The 15,518-nt window shown below is 63.9% G+C and carries 15 protein-coding genes; 11 read left to right on the top strand and 4 right to left on the bottom strand.

From position 1 onward, the window contains the following. Positions 1–120 precede the first annotated feature (120 nt). The 4 genes from EB230_RS27500 to EB230_RS27485 all read right to left on the bottom strand — a co-directional run bounded on the left by EB230_RS27500 (position 121) and on the right by EB230_RS27485 (position 4,905). Entirely contained in the window at positions 121–1,224 is a 1,104-nt protein-coding gene (locus EB230_RS27500) for an alcohol dehydrogenase family protein (RefSeq protein WP_172374298.1), read from the bottom strand. Between the two features lie 10 nt (positions 1,225–1,234). Further along, positions 1,235–2,614, bottom strand: a complete 1,380-nt coding sequence (locus EB230_RS27495; RefSeq protein ID WP_172374297.1) for an aspartate aminotransferase family protein — start codon at positions 2,612–2,614, stop codon at positions 1,235–1,237. A gap of 175 nt (positions 2,615–2,789) precedes the next feature. Next, positions 2,790–4,283 (bottom strand): NAD-dependent succinate-semialdehyde dehydrogenase, encoded by a 1,494-nt coding sequence (locus tag EB230_RS27490; RefSeq protein WP_172374296.1) that lies wholly within the window; start codon positions 4,281–4,283, stop codon positions 2,790–2,792. 130 nt (positions 4,284–4,413) lie between these two features. Next, positions 4,414–4,905: an Lrp/AsnC family transcriptional regulator gene (locus tag EB230_RS27485; RefSeq protein ID WP_056565735.1), complete on the bottom strand. Its 492-nt coding sequence runs from the start codon at positions 4,903–4,905 to the stop codon at positions 4,414–4,416. An 83-nt stretch (positions 4,906–4,988) separates the two neighbouring features. Here EB230_RS27485 and EB230_RS27480 point away from each other — a divergent pair, with 83 nt between their 5' ends. The 11 genes from EB230_RS27480 (at position 4,989) to EB230_RS27430 (ending at position 15,481) form a co-directional block, all read left to right on the top strand. After that, positions 4,989–6,374, top strand: a complete 1,386-nt coding sequence (locus tag EB230_RS27480) for a PLP-dependent aminotransferase family protein (protein WP_056564813.1) — start codon at positions 4,989–4,991, stop codon at positions 6,372–6,374. 125 nt (positions 6,375–6,499) lie between these two features. Beyond that, positions 6,500–7,285 (top strand): ectoine/hydroxyectoine ABC transporter ATP-binding protein EhuA, encoded by a 786-nt coding sequence (gene ehuA, locus EB230_RS27475; RefSeq protein WP_056564810.1) that lies wholly within the window; start codon positions 6,500–6,502, stop codon positions 7,283–7,285. Positions 7,286–7,364: 79 nt separating this feature from the next. Beyond that, complete coding sequence (gene ehuB / locus EB230_RS27470) at positions 7,365–8,216, top strand: ectoine/hydroxyectoine ABC transporter substrate-binding protein EhuB (RefSeq protein ID WP_056564808.1); 852 nt, start codon at positions 7,365–7,367, stop codon at positions 8,214–8,216. 66 nt (positions 8,217–8,282) lie between these two features. Then, the gene (ehuC, locus tag EB230_RS27465; protein ID WP_056564803.1) at positions 8,283–8,942 is read left to right on the top strand and encodes an ectoine/hydroxyectoine ABC transporter permease subunit EhuC; all 660 of its coding nucleotides are present in this window, start codon (positions 8,283–8,285) and stop codon (positions 8,940–8,942) included. Between the two features lie 33 nt (positions 8,943–8,975). Beyond that, entirely contained in the window at positions 8,976–9,635 is a 660-nt protein-coding gene (gene ehuD / locus EB230_RS27460) for an ectoine/hydroxyectoine ABC transporter permease subunit EhuD (RefSeq protein WP_056564800.1), read from the top strand. 3 nt (positions 9,636–9,638) lie between these two features. Next, a complete protein-coding gene (gene eutA / locus EB230_RS27455) occupies positions 9,639–10,418 on the top strand; it encodes an ectoine utilization protein EutA (protein ID WP_056564796.1) in 780 nt (259 codons plus the stop codon). A gap of 5 nt (positions 10,419–10,423) precedes the next feature. Then, positions 10,424–11,410 (top strand): hydroxyectoine utilization dehydratase EutB, encoded by a 987-nt coding sequence (eutB, locus tag EB230_RS27450; protein ID WP_056564792.1) that lies wholly within the window; start codon positions 10,424–10,426, stop codon positions 11,408–11,410. Next, positions 11,407–12,399 carry a cyclodeaminase gene (locus tag EB230_RS27445; RefSeq protein WP_172374295.1) on the top strand — a complete coding sequence of 331 codons (993 nt, stop codon included), beginning with the start codon at positions 11,407–11,409 and terminating at the stop codon, positions 12,397–12,399. The genes eutB and EB230_RS27445 overlap by 4 nt, the downstream gene beginning before the upstream one ends. An 89-nt stretch (positions 12,400–12,488) precedes the next feature. Further along, on the top strand, positions 12,489–13,667 hold the full coding sequence (gene doeA, locus EB230_RS27440; RefSeq protein ID WP_056564785.1) for an ectoine hydrolase DoeA: 1,179 nt from the start codon (positions 12,489–12,491) through the stop codon (positions 13,665–13,667). Positions 13,668–13,672: 5 nt separating this feature from the next. Further along, positions 13,673–14,674, top strand: a complete 1,002-nt coding sequence (gene doeB / locus EB230_RS27435; protein ID WP_081294756.1) for a N(2)-acetyl-L-2,4-diaminobutanoate deacetylase DoeB — start codon at positions 13,673–13,675, stop codon at positions 14,672–14,674. A gap of 99 nt (positions 14,675–14,773) precedes the next feature. Then, the gene (locus EB230_RS27430) at positions 14,774–15,481 is read left to right on the top strand and encodes a GntR family transcriptional regulator (protein ID WP_056564778.1); all 708 of its coding nucleotides are present in this window, start codon (positions 14,774–14,776) and stop codon (positions 15,479–15,481) included. The last annotated feature ends 37 nt before the right edge of the window (positions 15,482–15,518 follow it).

The raw sequence follows: 15,518 nt of genomic DNA, 5'->3' as shown, positions 1-15,518 counted from the left end.
GACGCCCGGACCAAACGGCATGGGCATCGCCGTTTGTGGCGGCTTGCTGGCTGGACTGCAAGTCATTCCCATTGTGGCAGCGGCGAGAAGGCAGGCAAGGGAGGGGCGAGATTTTTGGAACTACACCGGCTGCTCCGCGACAGCATCGGGTACCACCACCAGCTTGCCGACAAAATCCTTGGCAACGAAATCCGCCTGCGCGTGGTGGAAATCGGAGAGCCTGTAGACGCCGCCGACCAGCGGCCGGATTTTTCCCGCCTCGATATATCCGACGATCCGGCGGAAATCGGCGCGCGTGCCCTGGCTGGAGCCATGCAACTGCAGCTGCTTGAGATACATGGTCCTGAGATCGAGCTGCACGACCGGGCCGGCGATCGCACCGGCGGTGGTGTAACGGCCTTCGGGCCTGAGAATACGCAGGAGATCGTTGAAGACCGCGCCGCCGACGAGATCGGCCACCACGTCGATGGGCTGGCCGCCGGTCGCCTCGGTCACGGCTTGCGGCAGGTCGGCGACGCCACGGGCGATGACCGCCTCGGCGCCGATATCGAGCACCGCCTGCTCCTTGCCCTTGCCGACGACGGCATAGGGAATGGCGCCGCGCGCCCGTGCCAGTTGCACGATGCCCGAGCCGACGCCGCCGGAGGCGCCGGTGACCAGCACCCGCTCGCCGGCCTTCAGGCCCGCGCGTTCCAGTATCTGTTCACCGGTCAGGTAGGCGCAGCAGAAGGTGGCGAGTTCGACATCGGTCATGTCCGTGTCGACGACATGCGCGTTCTCGGCCGGCACGGTTTGATACTCGGCATAACCACCGTCGCGGCCGTGGCCCATATAATCTATGTCGGCCAGCGAATCGTCGTCGCGATTGTAGATCGAGAAATCGACCATAACCCGCTCGCCTATACGGTCCGGCGAAACGCCATCACCCACCGCAACGATGGTGCCAACCGTGTCGGTGCCCTGGATGCGCGGGAAAACAAGCGTGTTGCCCTGCCGCCGCCAGGTTGACACGGCGGAGGCGTCTTCCTCCGTGCCATAGGCGCCCTGGCGCACCCAGACATCGGTGTTGTTCATGCCGCAAGCTGTGACCTCGACCAGCACTTCGCCAGGCGCGGGTGCCGGCACTTTCACATCGGTGCGGTAGACGAGCTTTTCCGGTCCGCCGTGCCCGGTGAGCAGCACGGCGGCCATGGTGGCGGGGAGATTTTTTGTCATGGCATTCATGGGTTCGATCTTAGAGATTGGCAAACACGCTTTTAACCGCATCGGCGGTCCTGGCCACCACGATGTCGGCTTCTTCGCGCGTCAGGCAGAGCGGCGGCGCGAAGCCGAGTATGTCGCCCTGCGGCATGGCGCGGCCGATGACGCCGCTGGCGGCAAGCGCCGTCGCCACTTGCGGACCGATCTTTTGCGAAGCATCGAAGAACACCCGGTCGTCCTTGTCGGCGACGAACTCGACCGCCGCCAGCATGCCGTCGCCGCGCACGTCGCCGACATTCATGTGGCTACCGACGGCCTTTGCCAGTTCGGCTCGGAAATAGGCACCGGTCTCGCGGGCATTTGTCACCAGATCCATCTCGTCGATCAGTTCCAGATTGGCCACGCCCGCGGCAACACAGATCGGATGCGCCGAATAGGTCCAGCCATGGCCGAGCGAGCCGAGCTTGTCGGAACCTTCGACCAGCACCTTCCACACCTTGTCGGCGACAATGACGCCCGAAAGCGGTGCATAGGCCGAGGTCAGCCCCTTGGCGATGGTCATCAGATCCGGCTTGATGCGGTAGTGATCGGAGCCGAACATGGTGCCCAGCCGGCCGAAACCCGTCACCACCTCGTCGGCGACCAGCAGCACGTCATACTTCTTCAGCACGGCCTGGATCTTCTCCCAGTAGCCAGCCGGCGGCGGCACGATGCCGCCCGTGCCGAGGATCGGCTCGCCGATGAAGGCGGCGACGGTTTCAGGACCCTCAGCCAGGATCATCTCCTCGAGCTTGTCGGCGCAATGCTGCGAGAACTGCTCCTCGCTCATCGAGCGGTCGGCGCGGCGGAAATAGTAAGGCGCTTCGGTGTGCAGGATCGGCGCGCGCGGCAGGTCGAAGGCATTGTGGAACAGGTCGAGCCCGGTCAGCGATCCGGTCATCACGCCCGAGCCGTGATACCCGCGCCAGCGCGAGATGATCTTCTTCTTCTCCGGGCGGCCCAGCACATTGTTGTAGTACCAGATCAGCTTGATGTTGGTTTCGTTGGCGTCCGAGCCGGAGAGGCCGAAATAGACCCTCGACATGCCCCTCGGCGCGCGGTCGATGATCATCTTGGCAAGCGTGATCGAGGCCTCGGTGCCGTGGCCGACATACGCATGATAGTAGGCAAGGTTCTTCGCCTGGGTTGCGATCGCATCGGCGATCTTCTGGCGGCCATAGCCGACATTGACGCAATAGAGGCCGGCAAAGGCATCGATGCTCTTCTTGCCATTGTTGTCCCACACGGTGACGCCTTCACCGCCGGCCATGATGCGGGTCGGGCTCTCACCCCGCGCATGCGTGCCCATATGCGTCGAGGGATGGAAGAAGTGGTCGCGATCCCAGGCGGCGAGTTCGTTGGACTGGTCGAGCATTTTTCTGACTCCTTGAGGAAAGCGAACGCGACTTAAGATGTGTTGAGATTCAGGTCAGGCCGAGCCGAAAATGTCAGGTTTCGAGAACCGGAGCGGAGCGTACTCAAGTACGTGAGCACCGGAAGCGCAGAAGCCTGGCATTTGCAGGCCGGCATCACCTGAATATCGACACATCTTAAGCTACGTCCAGACAGAGATATTTCAGATCGGTGAAAGCCTCCAGCCCATGGCGCGAACCTTCGCGGCCGATGCCGGATTGCTTGACGCCGCCAAACGGGATCGCCGCGCCGGTGATCTTGACGCGGTTGACGGCGACCATGCCGTAGTCGAGCGCGCGGCCCATGCGCTGCTGGCGCGCGCCGTTCTCTGTCACGACATAGGCGACCAGGCCGTATTCGGTGGCGTTGGCGCATCCGATGACCTCGTCCTCGCTGTCGAAGGGCGCGACCGCCGCGACCGGCCCGAAGGTCTCTTCGTGCATGATCGACGCCTCATCGGTGACGTCGGCCAGCAGTGTCGGCTGGTAGAACAATGGCCCGGCCTGATGGCGCTTGCCGCCGGTGAGACAGCGCGCGCCATGGGCAAGCGCATCGGCGACCTGCTCCTCGACCTTAGTGACCGCGCGCTCATGCATCAGCGGTCCGATGTCGGTTTTCTCGGCGAGGCCATTACCGGTCCGCAGCGCCTCGATGCGTCTCGCAAAGGCGGCGCAGAAGCGATCGTAGAGCGGACGCTGGACGTAGATGCGGTTGGCGGCAAGGCAATCCTGGCCCGATGTGGCGAATTTGGCATCGATGGCGATGCTCACGGCCTTGTCCAGATCGGCATCGGCAAAGACGATCAGCGGCGCGTGGCCGCCAAGCTCCATCACCAGCCGCTTCATCGTCGGCGCACTCTGTGCCGCGATCAGCCTGCCGATCTCGGTCGAGCCGGTAAAGCTCATGGCACGGATTCGCGGATCCTCGCACATCCGCCCGACGATCGTCGCGGCCTTGCCGGTGACGATGTTGAAGACCCCGGCCGGCAGGCCGGCGCGCTCGCCAAGTTCGGCCAGCGCCAGCGCCGACAGCGGCGTTTCCGAGGATGGATGCGCGACGATGGTGCAGCCGGCTGCAAGGGCGGCGGCCGCCTTGCGGGTCAACATGGCCGACGGAAAATTCCACGGCGTGACGACGCCGACGACACCGAGCGGTTCGCGTCGCACCATCATTTCCGCGTTCGGCAGATGGCTGGTGACGCTCTCGGCGTTGAGGCGCTTGGCTTCCTCGGCGTACCATTCGACGAAGGAGGCGGCGTAGTCGATTTCGCCCAGCGATTCCTGCAGCGGCTTGCCCTGTTCCAAGGTCATCAGCAAAGCCAGATCATCTTTCGCTGCGATGATCAGCTCGAACCATTTTCGCAGGATTCTTGACCGCTCCTGCGGCAGCAGCGACCGCCAGGCAGGAAAGGCTCGTGCGGCGGCATCGATCGCCTTTGTCGTTTGCCGTGCATCCAGCGCGGCAACGAAGGCAACGGTGGTGCCGGTCGCCGGATCGGTGACCTCGAAACTTTCGGCGGCCTCGCTCGCCGTCCAGTGGCCGTCGACATAGGCGAGCTCGCGCAGCAGCCGGCGGTCGGCTAGGCGGTCGAGCGCTTCGTGGCGATGCGAGCGGGCGAAATGCGCGGACATGGTCGAGGCCTCCCGGTTCGGACTGATGCGGGAAGACTATCCGCCATGCGTAGACAGAGAGGCTGTTTGGGCACCCGGAAGGAGAGAGATTCTCTCTATTGCACCGTCCCGGCAGACGATCTCTCCGGTACTACGGTGACGCCGGCAGCAACTCGGCGATGGGAAGCGCGATCTCTTCCTTCACCGTCTTGGTCACGATGTAGGTGAAGTAGCGATCGATTCCGATCTCGCGCTCGAGCAGCCCGTCGACCAGCCGCTGGTAGGCGTCGATGTCGCGCGCCATCACTTTCAGCAGATAGTCGACGCCGCCACCCACCGACCAGCAGGAGACGATCTCGGGGATGTCGCGGATGACGCGCTCGAAGCGGTCGAAATCGGCCTGGCGGTGGCTGGCCAGCGTCACCTCCATCAGCACGGTGGCCACCGGCGCCACGACGCGCATGGCGATCCGGGCGTGATAGCCCGCAACGATACCGGCCTTTTCCAGCTTGCGCAGCCGCATCCAGCACGGCGTCGGCGACAGCCCTACCTGCTCGGCCAGTGCCAGCTTGGTGATGCGCCCGTCGCGCTGGATGGCGTCGAGGATTTTGAGGTCGATAGCGTCGAGTTTCGCTGCGGTCATCAGAGCCCACTTTTTCGTCCACGGTACCATGAGGGCGCATTATTTCGATTGTCAATTGCACTGATTTCGATCTCTAATAAGTCATGACATTGTGGCAACCAGATCCCGCGCTCATCCGGCGGCCAGCCTATCAATCGCTGGCCGATCAGTTCGCGCGCGCCATCCATGACGGGCGTCTCGCTAATGGCGCCCGTCTGCCCACGCATCGCCGGCTGGCCGATGACCTCAAACTGTCGGTGCAAACGGTCAGCCGCGCCTATGAGGAGCTGATCCGGCGCGGCCTGATTTCGGGCGAGATCGGCCGTGGCAGCTTCGTCCAGACGCAGCGCCGCGAACCGGAGCCACCCTACCTGCCGGAGCGTCTTGGCGAGGTCATCGACCTGTCCATCCTGAAGCCGGTCTGCGAGCCGATGCATCTGGAGCGGCTGAAGCAGGCATTGGGGTGGCTCGCCGAAAACCTGCCGTCGAGTTCGGCGCTATCCTTCCGGCCCAACATGGTGTTTCCGCGCCACCGTGCCGTGGCGGTCGAATGGCTGAAACTTTGCGGGCTGGATGCCTCCGCGCAGAATATCAGCCTGACCAACGGCGCCACCGCCGGCATGACAGTGGCGCTGATGAGTGTGGCGCCGCCGGGATCGACCGTCGCCACCGAGGCGATCGGCCATCATACCCTGGTGCCGCTGGCGCGCTATCTCGGCTTCAACCTCGAAGGCCTGCCGATCGACGATAATGGCCTGATCCCGGAAGCGCTGGACGAGGCCTGCAGGCTTTCCGACATCCGCGCCGTGTTTGTGCAGCCTTCGGTGATCAATCCTACGGCAACGCTGATGGATGCTGGGCGCCGCGCCGAGATCGCCGCGGTCGCGCGCAAGCACGACATCGCCATCATCGAGAACGATGTGCTGGGGCCGCTGGTCGAGGACCGGCCGCCGCCGGTCGCCGCCTTTGCCCCGGAGCGCACGCTCTACGTCACCTCCTTCACCAAGATCACCGTGCCCGGCCTGCGCATCGGCTATCTCGCCGCGCCCGACCGCTATGTCGCCGCCGTCGCCAACCGGCACCTGGTCTCCAACTGGATGGCAACGCCGCTGGTGGCCGAGATCGCCACCAAATGGGTGACCGACGGCACCGCGATGGAACTCGTCCGCTGGCAGCGCACGGCCCTGCGGCGGCGGCAGGATATCGCGGCCGAGGTGCTTGCCGGGATCGACTATCGCGCCCGGCGCGACGGGCTGCACGTCTGGTTGCAACTGCCCGACGACCGCGCCGAGGAGGGCTTTGTCGCCCAGGCCCGGCTCCAGGGCGTGGCGATCGCGCCTGGCACGTCCTTCCGCATTTCGGATGCGCCGTGGCATCCGGCTGTCCGTATCTCGCTGGGCTCGACCACCGAAGGGGAACTGCGCGCCGGCCTCGGCGTTGTCACCAAGCTCTTGCTTGGCGATCCGGAGCATCTGCTGCTGGCGATTTAGGCCGCCCATGCTTCGAAATTGTGCGGAATCAGAATAATTGTCATGATATTATTTTCCCAATTGACATGATTTGGCGCGTTCCGCATCGTTAAGGGCACAGGCTTCTCCAGGACGGGGAAATTCATTTGTCCGCACCCATCATCAAGGTCGATGCCATTTCGAAGAGCTTCGGCGCCTTCAAGGTGCTGGACGGCCTGTCGATGCAGGTCATGCCGCGCGAGAAGCTGGCGCTGATCGGCCCCTCCGGCTCGGGCAAGACGACGATCCTGCGCATCCTGATGACGCTGGAGCGCATCGACGGCGGTCACATCCAGATCGAGGGCGAGCATCTCTACCACATGGAGCGCAACGGCCAGTTGCTGCCGGCCGACGAGCGGCATCTGGCAAGGATGCGCCAGAAGATCGGCATGGTCTTCCAGCTGTTCAACCTGTTTCCGCACAAGAGCGTCATCGACAATGTGACGTTGGCGCCGATGCTGACCAAGGGCACGCCGCGCGCCGCCGCCGAGAAGCGGGCGATAGAACTGCTCGACATGGTCGGCATGGCCGACAAGGCCAAGGCGATGCCAGCGCAGCTGTCGGGCGGCCAGAAACAGCGCGTGGCGATCGCCAGGGCGCTCGCACTGCAGCCCAGGATCATGCTGTTCGACGAGGTGACATCGGCGCTCGATCCGGAGCTGGTCGAGGAGGTGTTGAACGTCTTGTGGCGACTCTGCGCCGAGACCGACATGACCATGCTGCTGGTCACTCATGAGATGGGCTTTGCCCACGACTTCGCTGACCGGGTGCTGTTCTTCGATCGCGGCAAGATCGTCGAGGAAGGCAAGCCCGACGAGATTTTCCGCCATCCCAAGCAGGAGCGCACGCAAGGCTTCCTGAAGAAGATCATCGCGGCCGGACATCGCGTCTGACCGCCATGCCTGCGGGAAGGCGTAGCCGTCCCGCAATCAAAACCAAATGACAAAACCAAGAAACAAGGAGTTGGGAACAATGAAGAAACTTGGCATTCTGGCCGGCGTCGCCGGCCTTGCACTGACGGCGGTGCTGGCCGCCTCGATTCCGGGCTCGGCCGACGACAGCAAGCTCGAGCAGCTCAAGTCGCAGGGCTTCGCCCGCCTCGCCATCGCCAATGAACCGCCCTATACGGCGGTCGCCGCCGACGGCAAGGTTTCGGGAGCCGCGCCCGACGTGGCGCGCGAGATATTCAAGCGGCTGGGTGTCGCCGATGTCGTTGCCTCGATTTCCGAATATGGCGCCATGATCCCCGGCCTGCAGGCCGGTCGCTTCGACGTCGTCACCGCCGGCCTGTTCATGAAGCCGGAGCGTTGCGCCGCGGTTGCCTATTCCGAACCCGTGCTGTGCGATGCCGAGGCGATGCTGGTGAAAAAGGGCAATCCAAAGGGCTTCAAGAGCTACGAGGACGTCGCCAAGGACACGTCCGCCACCATTGGCGCGCCCGGCGGCGGCACCGAGGAGAAACTGGCGCTCAACGCCGGCGTGCCGCGCGAACGTGTCATCGTCGTGCCGGACGGCCAGAGCGGCCTGAAGATGGTACAGGACGGCCGCATCGACGCGTATTCGCTGCCGGTCCTGTCGATCAACGATCTGATGAAAAAGGCCAATGATCCGAACCTAGAGGTCATCGCGCCGGTGCAGGGCGCGCCGGTGTATTGCGACGGCGCCGCCTTCAAGAAAGGCGACGAGGCGCTGCGCGATGCCTTCGACGTCGAACTCGCCAAGATGAAGAAGTCGGGCGAGTTCGCCAAGATCATCGAGCCTTACGGCTTCTCGGCCGCCGCCGCGATGTCGACGACGCGCGACAAGCTCTGCGCGGCGAAGTAGGCGCCTTCTTTTTCCTTCTCCCCGCAGGCGGGGAGAAGGAAGCTAAACGCCAACGTTGGAACCTACATGACCCAGTGGTCCGGCTATTTCGGCCTGATATTGCAGGGAGCGCTTGTCACCATCGAGCTGACGCTGATGGGGTCGGTGCTTGCCCTGATCATGGCCTTTCTTGCCGGCATGGGACGGCTGTCGCGCTTCCTCGTGCTGCGCGCGCTCGCCACCGCCTACATCGAGTTCTTCCGCGGTACCTCGATCTTCGTGCAGCTGTTCTTCGCCTATTTCGTGTTGCCCTTGGTGGGTTTCGAACTGACCCCGCTGCAAGCCGGCGTGCTGGCACTCGGCTTGAATGTCGGCGCCTATGCCGCCGAAGTGGTGCGCGGCGCCGTGCAATCGATCGGCCGCGAACAGCATGAAGCCTGCATCGCGCTCAATCTCGGCCGTTGGCAAGGCCTGCGCCACGTCATCCTGCCGCAGGCGTTTCTTGTGATGCTGCCGACCTTCGGCAACAACGCCATCGAATTGCTCAAGGCGACTTCGGTGGTCTCGCTGATCTCGCTCGCGGATCTCACCTTCCAGGCGCAGGTGGTGCGTGCACAGACCGGCAATACCATGGTGCCGTTCGCCACCATCCTGGTCATCTATTTCATCCTGGCGCTGCTCATCTCATGGGGCGTGCGCTCGCTGGAGCGCCGCATGGCGCGCGGCCTCGACGGAGTGCGTGTCTGATGGTCGGGGCGCGCTGATGGCAAAGGTTCGCTGATGGATTGGGATTGGGATTTTGTCCGGCAGATCCTGCCGACGCTGATCCAGGGGGTGAAGATCACCATACTGGCGACGCTGCTCGGCTCGGTGCTGGCGGCGATCGTGGGGCTGGGCATTGCGCTGGCGCGCCGGTCGCCCAACAAGGTGCTGTCGCGTAGCGTCGGCTGGGCGGCCGAATTCATCCGCGGCACACCGCTCCTGGTGCAGCTCTATTTCATCTTCTACGTGCTGCCCGACATCGGCATTCTTCTGCCGCCGCTCGTTGCCGGCGTCATCGGGCTTGGGCTGCATTACGGCACCTACACGGCGGAGGTCTACCGCGCCGGCATCGACAATGTGCCGCGCGGCCAGTGGGAGGCCGCCAAGGCCTGCAACCTCAACGCCCGGCAGACCTGGACGCACATCATCATCCCGCAGGCCATCCCACCGATGATCCCGGCGCTGGCCAACTATTTCATCGCCATGTTCAAGGAGACGCCGCTGCTTTCTGCGATCACCGTATTGGAATTGATGAACCAGGCGAAAAGCGTCGCCAACACTTACTATCGTTATCTGGAGCCGATCACGCTGGTCGGCGCCTTCTTCCTCGCCATCAGTCTTTGTTCGGTCGTGCTGCTGCGCTGGCTGGAGCGTCGTTACGGCAAGATCGAGAGGTAACCGATGAAACCCTTGCCCGAAATCACAGTCCATCCGAAGCGGCCATTGCTCGACGATCGTCCGCTCGACAAGCGTATCGGCCTGATCATCCTGGCCACGGATCACACCAGCGAACCGGACTTTCGCCGCATGGTGGCAAGCGATCGGATCGGCGTCTATGTCGCGCGCATCCCCTATGCCAATCCGACGACGCCGGAAAACCTGCGCAAGATGCAGCCGGCGCTGACGGCAGGCGCGGCATTGATCCTGCCCGGCGAGAAGCTCGACGCGATCTGCTATTCCTGCACCTCGGCCTCGGTGGTGATCGGCGATGCCGAGATCGAGGCGGCGATTCAGTCCGCCAAGTCAGGCATTCCCGTGGTCACGCCGCCGATGGCAGGCGTGCGCGGGCTGAACGCCTTCGGCGTGCGTCGCATCAGCATCCTGACGCCCTACACGGTCGAAACCTCCAGGCCGATGGCGACGTATTTCGCTGCGCGTGGTTTCGAGATCGCCAGCTTCACCTGTCTCGGCTTCGAGGACGATCGCGAGATGGCGCGGATTCCGCCAGCGGCGCTTGTCGATCTTACGCGGCAAGTGACTCACCCACAGGCCGACGCCCTGTTTGTATCCTGCACGGCGCTGCGCGGCGCGCTTGCGGTCACAGGGATGGAAAAGGCGATCGGTCGCCCGGTGGTTACCAGCAACCAGGCCAGTGCCTGGAATTGTTTGCGGCTGTGTGGCGATGACACAGCCCACCCTGAATTCGGCCGTCTGATGACGCTGCCTTTGCCGCGCGACTGACGACTATGGCGACAGTGACCCTCAGCGATATCCATGCCGCGCGCGAGCGAATTCACAACAAGGTCGAGCGGACGCCAACCGTGACGTCCCCAAGCCTTTCGCAACGCTTTGGCGTGCCGGTTTACCTCAAGCTCGAGCACCGCCAGACCACCGGCAGCTTCAAGCTGCGCGGCGCCTCGAATGCCGTCGCGTCGCTCAGCGCGGAGGAGAAGACGCGGGGCGTCGTTGCCGCCTCGACCGGCAATCACGGCCGGGCACTGGCGCATGCGGCGAAACTCGAAGGCATGCGCGCCGTGATCTGCATGTCGCGTCTGGTGCCCCGGAACAAGCTCGACGAAATCCGCCGGCTCGGCGCCGAGGTCCGCATCGTCGGCAACAGCCAGGACGACGCGCAGCAGGAGGTCGAGCGGCTGGTGGCGCGGGAGGGACTGGTGATGCTGCCGCCCTTCGATCATCCCGCCATCATCGCCGGGCAAGGCACGCTCGGGCTGGAGATGATCGAGCAGGTTCCTGATGCCGGTCTCGTACTGGTGCAACTTTCCGGCGGCGGATTGGCTTCCGGTGTAGCTGCCGCCGTCAAGGGTGTCAGCCCCGGAACAAAAATCATCGGCGTGTCGATGGCGCGGGGTGCCGCGATGAAAGCGAGCCTTGATGCCGGCCGGCCTGTGCTGGTGGAGGAATTGCCGACGTTGGCGGATTCGCTCGGCGGCGGCATCGGCCTCGACAACAGGCTGACTTTCACCATGTGCCGCGACCTGCTCGACGACGTCATCCTGCTCAGCGAGGACGAGATCGCCGCCGGCATACGCCACGCCTATGCGCGGGAGCGCGAGATCGTCGAGGGCGCCGGCGCCGTCGGCATCGCCGCGCTGCTCGCCGGCAAGGTCAAGACGAAGGGGCCGGTGGTGGTGCTGCTCTCCGGCCGCAACATCGACATGAACGCGCACCGCAAGATCATCTGCGGTGAGGCGATCGCGGAGCGTGCCGCATGAGCCGGATGACGATCCTCACCGAGAGAGAGCTGCGCAAGATCGTGACGCTCGATCTCGATGCCGTTGCCTGCGTCGAGAACGCTTTCCGCGCACTTGCCACTCTACCGGTGGCGATGCCGCCAATCTTGCGGCTCGACATCCCCGAGCGTCGCGGCGAAGTCGACGTGAAGTCCGCTTACGTACCCGGTATCGACGGCTTTGCCGTCAAGATCGGCTCCGGCTTCTTCGACAATCCAAAACTCGGCCTGCCGAGCGGCGGCGGCATGATGGTGCTGCTTTCGGCAAAGACCGGTGTGGTCGAGGCGCTGCTGCTCGACAACGGCTACCTGACCGATGTCCGCACCGCCGCCGCCGGTGCGGTCGCGGCCAAACATCTGTCGCGCGAGGACTCCACCGTGGCGGCGATCTTCGGCGCCGGTTTGCAGGCAGGTCTGCAATTGGAAGCATTGCGCCTTGTCAGGCCGATCAAGGAGGCCCGCATCTGGGCGCGCGACGCCGCCAAGGCCGAAGCCGCCGCTGCCCGCTTGCACGAAAGACTGGGCATTGTCGTGCGCGCCGAGCCCGACGCGGCAAGCGCCGTCGCCGGCGCCGACATCATCGTTACCACCACGCCGTCGACCGAGCCGCTGATCAAGCCCGGCTTCGTGTCCGCCGGCCAGCACATCACCGCCATGGGTTCGGATGCCGAGCACAAGAACGAGATCGCGCCGGCGATCCTGCGCATGGCCGATCTCTATGTCGCTGATAGCGCCCGCCAGACACGGCGGCTGGGCGAACTCCACCATGCGATCGCGGCGGGAGTGATGCCGGCTGATGCTGAAGTCATTGAACTCGGCCAGGTCATCGCCGGCGTCAAACATGGCCGGCGCTCGGCCAGCGACATCACCATCGCCGACCTGACCGGCACTGGCGTGCAGGACACCGCGATCGCCACGCTCGCCCGCGACCGCGCGCGGGCGACCAACTCCGGAACCATTTTTGAAAGCTGACGCTGGTCGCAGGAGCACGATCCGGAAAAGTGGAAACCCGTTTTCCGAAAGGATCGTGCTCAAGCTCCCACAAACGAGGACCAAGAACAATGCAACCAAACCTGAAATTCTCGCGCGGCGAATTTGCCGATCGCCTCGCGAAAACGCGGAAAGCCATGGAGGTCAAGGGCGTCGATCTCCTTGTTATCAGCGACCCCTCCAATATGGCCTGGCTGACCGGCTATGACGGCTGGTCGTTCTATGTACACCAGGCGGTCATCGTGCCGCCTTCGGGCGAGCCGGTGTGGTATGGCCGAGGCCAGGACGCCAATGGCGCCAAACGCACCGCCTATCTCGCGCATGACAACATCATCGGCTACGCCGATCACTACGTGCAGTCGACGGAGCGCCACCCGATGGACTTCCTGTCAAGCGTGGTGATCGATCGCGGTTGGGGCAAGCTCACCATCGGCGTCGAGATGGACAATTACTGGTTCTCGGCCGCTGCGTTCGCGTCGCTGCAGAAGCATCTGCCCAATGCCCGCTTCGTCGATGCCACCGCCCTGGTCAACTGGCAGCGCGCGGTGAAGAGCCCGACCGAGATCGACTATATGCGCAAGGCCGCCCGCATCGTCGAAGCCATGCATCAGCGCATTGTCGACAAGATTGAAGTCGGCATGCGCAAATGCGATCTCGTCGCCGAGATCTACGACGCCGGCACGCGGGGCGTTGGCGGTATCGGTGGCGACTATCCAGCGATCGTCCCGCTGCTGCCGTCGGGCGTGGACGCTTCGGCGCCGCACCTGACCTGGGACGACCAGCCGATGAAGCGGGGCGAGGGTACCTTCTTCGAGATCGCCGGCTGCTACAACCGCTACCATTGCCCGCTGTCGCGCACCGTGTTCCTCGGCAAGCCGACACAGGAATTTCTCGATGCCGAGAACGCGACGCTGGAAGGCATGGAGGCGGGCCTGGCGGCCGCAAGGCCCGGCAACGTCTGTGAAGACATTGCCAACGCCTTCTTCGCCGTCCTGAAGAAATACGGCATCGTCAAGGACAACCGCACCGGCTACTCGATCGGCCTGTCCTATCCGCCGGATTGGGGCGAGCGCACAATGAGCCTGCGCCCCGGCGACCGCACCGAACTCAAGCCCGGCATGACCTTCCACTTCATGACCGGCTTGTGGCTGGAGACGATGGGTCTGGAAATCACCGAATCCATCTTGATCACCGAAACCGGTGTAGAGTGCCTGGCCAATGTGCCGCGCAAACTGGTGGTGAAGAATTGAGCCCGCTGTCCAGCCTCCGCCCGTCGCCGATCGCACCGACCGTCGATTTCGACCGCGACGGTGTCCAGCATGGTTTCCTGCGCCTGCCCTACAGCCGAGACGACTCTGCCTGGGGTTCGGTGATGATCCCGATCTGCGTCATCCGCAACGGCAAGGGACCGGCGGCGTTGCTTTCCGGCGGCAACCATGGCGACGAGTATGAAGGGCCGCTGGCGCTCTACGATCTCGCCCGTACGCTCGATCCCGCGCAAGTCAGTGGCACGGTGATCATCGTGCCGGCGATGAACTACCCGGCTTTCAGAGCCGGCACCCGGACATCACCGATCGACAAGGGCAACATGAACCGCAGCTTTCCCGGCCGGCCGGATGGTACGGTGACCGAGAAGATCGCCGACTATTTCCAGCGCGAATTGCTGCCCCGCGCCGACATCGTGTTCGATTTTCACTCTGGTGGAAAGACGCTGGACTTCGTCCCGTTCTGCGCCGCGCACACTTTGCTCGACAAGGCGCTCGAGCAGAAAGCCTTCGATGCGGTGGCGGCATTCTCTGCCCCGTTCTCGATGCGCATGATCGAGATCGATTCCGTCGGCATGTACGACACGGCGGCGGAGGAAATGGGCAAGGTCTTCGTCAGCACCGAGCTTGGCGGCGGCGGCACCTCACGCGCGCAAACAGTGCGTATCGCGCGGCGCGGCATTCTCAATGTGCTGCGCCATGCCGGCATTGTTGCTGGTGCGGTCGAGAAGGGCAGAACTCAGTGGCTGGACATGCCGTCCGGCGATTGCTTCTCCTTCGCCGAGGACGACGGCATGATCGAGACCATGGTCGATCTCGGCGAGTCCGTCCAGGAAGGCTCGGTGCTGGCGCGCATCCATTCCGTTGGCCGCACCGGCGTCGCCCCGCAGGAAATCTGGGCAAAAATGTCGGGCATGCTGGCGGCGCGGCATTTTCCAGGCCTGGTCAAGGCCGGCGACTGCGTGGCGGTGGTTGCCGTGCGGGTCGATTGATCAAAGCGGTTCCCGGCCAAGCCCAATCCTGTACACGAGGATACTTATATCCTCGATGCTTTTCCACTAGGCTGATGCCATCCGAGGTGGGAGCATCGATTGCGCGGATTTTCCGAAGGCCTGATTGAGAGGCCGCAGACCGTGGCGGAACAGGTTGCCAATGTCCTGCGCGAGGCCATAGCCAGCGGGACGCTGAAGGCGGGAACCGCGCTGCGCCAGGACGACTTGGCCGAGCAGTTCGGCTTCAGCCGCATGCCGATTCGAGACGCCCTTCGCCAATTGGAGGCGGAGGGTATTGTTTCCATTCACCCGACCAAGGGCGCGCATGTCGCCCGGATGGACGGCGCCGAAATAAGCGAGATCTACGCCGTGCGCGAATTGCTGGAGTGCGAAGCGCTGCGGCTGTCCGTGCCGGCTTTGTCGGACAGCAAGCTCGATGAGGCCGAACAGGCGCTCGACCAGATCGATGCGGAGCGCAATGTCGGCCGCTGGGGCGCGTTGAACCGCACCTTTCATCTGTCGCTCTACAATGCCTGCGGCAACCAGCGCCTGCTTGGCCTGATCGAGGCGCATCACAACGCCGCCGATCGCTATGTCCGCATCCTCTTGTCGAACCTCGACTATCGTACGCGCTCGCAGAGCGAGCATCGCGACCTGTTGGCCGCCTGCCGCCGGCATGACGGCAAGGTGGCCGTAAGCATTCTGCGGCGACATCTGCGCGAAGGAAGCGAGACACTCGTCAAAGCGATAGAGGGCGGCGGTCTGTCGCGAAAAATACGAGCCTCGGCAGGCAGTACCGAGGGCTGATCAAAACCGGTACGCCAAGTGCAGTTGCGTCAATATC

Source organism: Mesorhizobium sp. NZP2234, from assembly GCF_013170765.1.
Classification (GTDB): domain Bacteria; phylum Pseudomonadota; class Alphaproteobacteria; order Rhizobiales; family Rhizobiaceae; genus Mesorhizobium; species Mesorhizobium loti_D.
This window is presented reverse-complemented; position numbering and strand designations above follow the sequence as displayed.

What these genes read in the sequence shown, in the direction of transcription:
- ehuC (WP_056564803.1), top strand. Translation starts at nt 8,283, where the DNA reads ATGACCCAGTGGTCCGGCTATTTCGGCCTGATATTGCAGGGAGCGCTT.
- ehuD (WP_056564800.1), top strand. Translation starts at nt 8,976, where the DNA reads ATGGATTGGGATTGGGATTTTGTCCGGCAGATCCTGCCGACGCTGATC.
- EB230_RS27490 (WP_172374296.1), bottom strand. Translation starts at nt 4,283, where the DNA reads ATGTCCGCGCATTTCGCCCGCTCGCATCGCCACGAAGCGCTCGACCGC.
- EB230_RS27500 (WP_172374298.1), bottom strand. Translation starts at nt 1,224, where the DNA reads ATGAATGCCATGACAAAAAATCTCCCCGCCACCATGGCCGCCGTGCTG.
- EB230_RS27445 (WP_172374295.1), top strand. Translation starts at nt 11,407, where the DNA reads ATGAGCCGGATGACGATCCTCACCGAGAGAGAGCTGCGCAAGATCGTG.
- ehuB (WP_056564808.1), top strand. Translation starts at nt 7,365, where the DNA reads ATGAAGAAACTTGGCATTCTGGCCGGCGTCGCCGGCCTTGCACTGACG.
- EB230_RS27480 (WP_056564813.1), top strand. Translation starts at nt 4,989, where the DNA reads ATGACATTGTGGCAACCAGATCCCGCGCTCATCCGGCGGCCAGCCTAT.
- eutB (WP_056564792.1), top strand. Translation starts at nt 10,424, where the DNA reads ATGGCGACAGTGACCCTCAGCGATATCCATGCCGCGCGCGAGCGAATT.
- EB230_RS27495 (WP_172374297.1), bottom strand. Translation starts at nt 2,614, where the DNA reads ATGCTCGACCAGTCCAACGAACTCGCCGCCTGGGATCGCGACCACTTC.
- EB230_RS27485 (WP_056565735.1), bottom strand. Translation starts at nt 4,905, where the DNA reads ATGACCGCAGCGAAACTCGACGCTATCGACCTCAAAATCCTCGACGCC.
- eutA (WP_056564796.1), top strand. Translation starts at nt 9,639, where the DNA reads ATGAAACCCTTGCCCGAAATCACAGTCCATCCGAAGCGGCCATTGCTC.
- doeA (WP_056564785.1), top strand. Translation starts at nt 12,489, where the DNA reads ATGCAACCAAACCTGAAATTCTCGCGCGGCGAATTTGCCGATCGCCTC.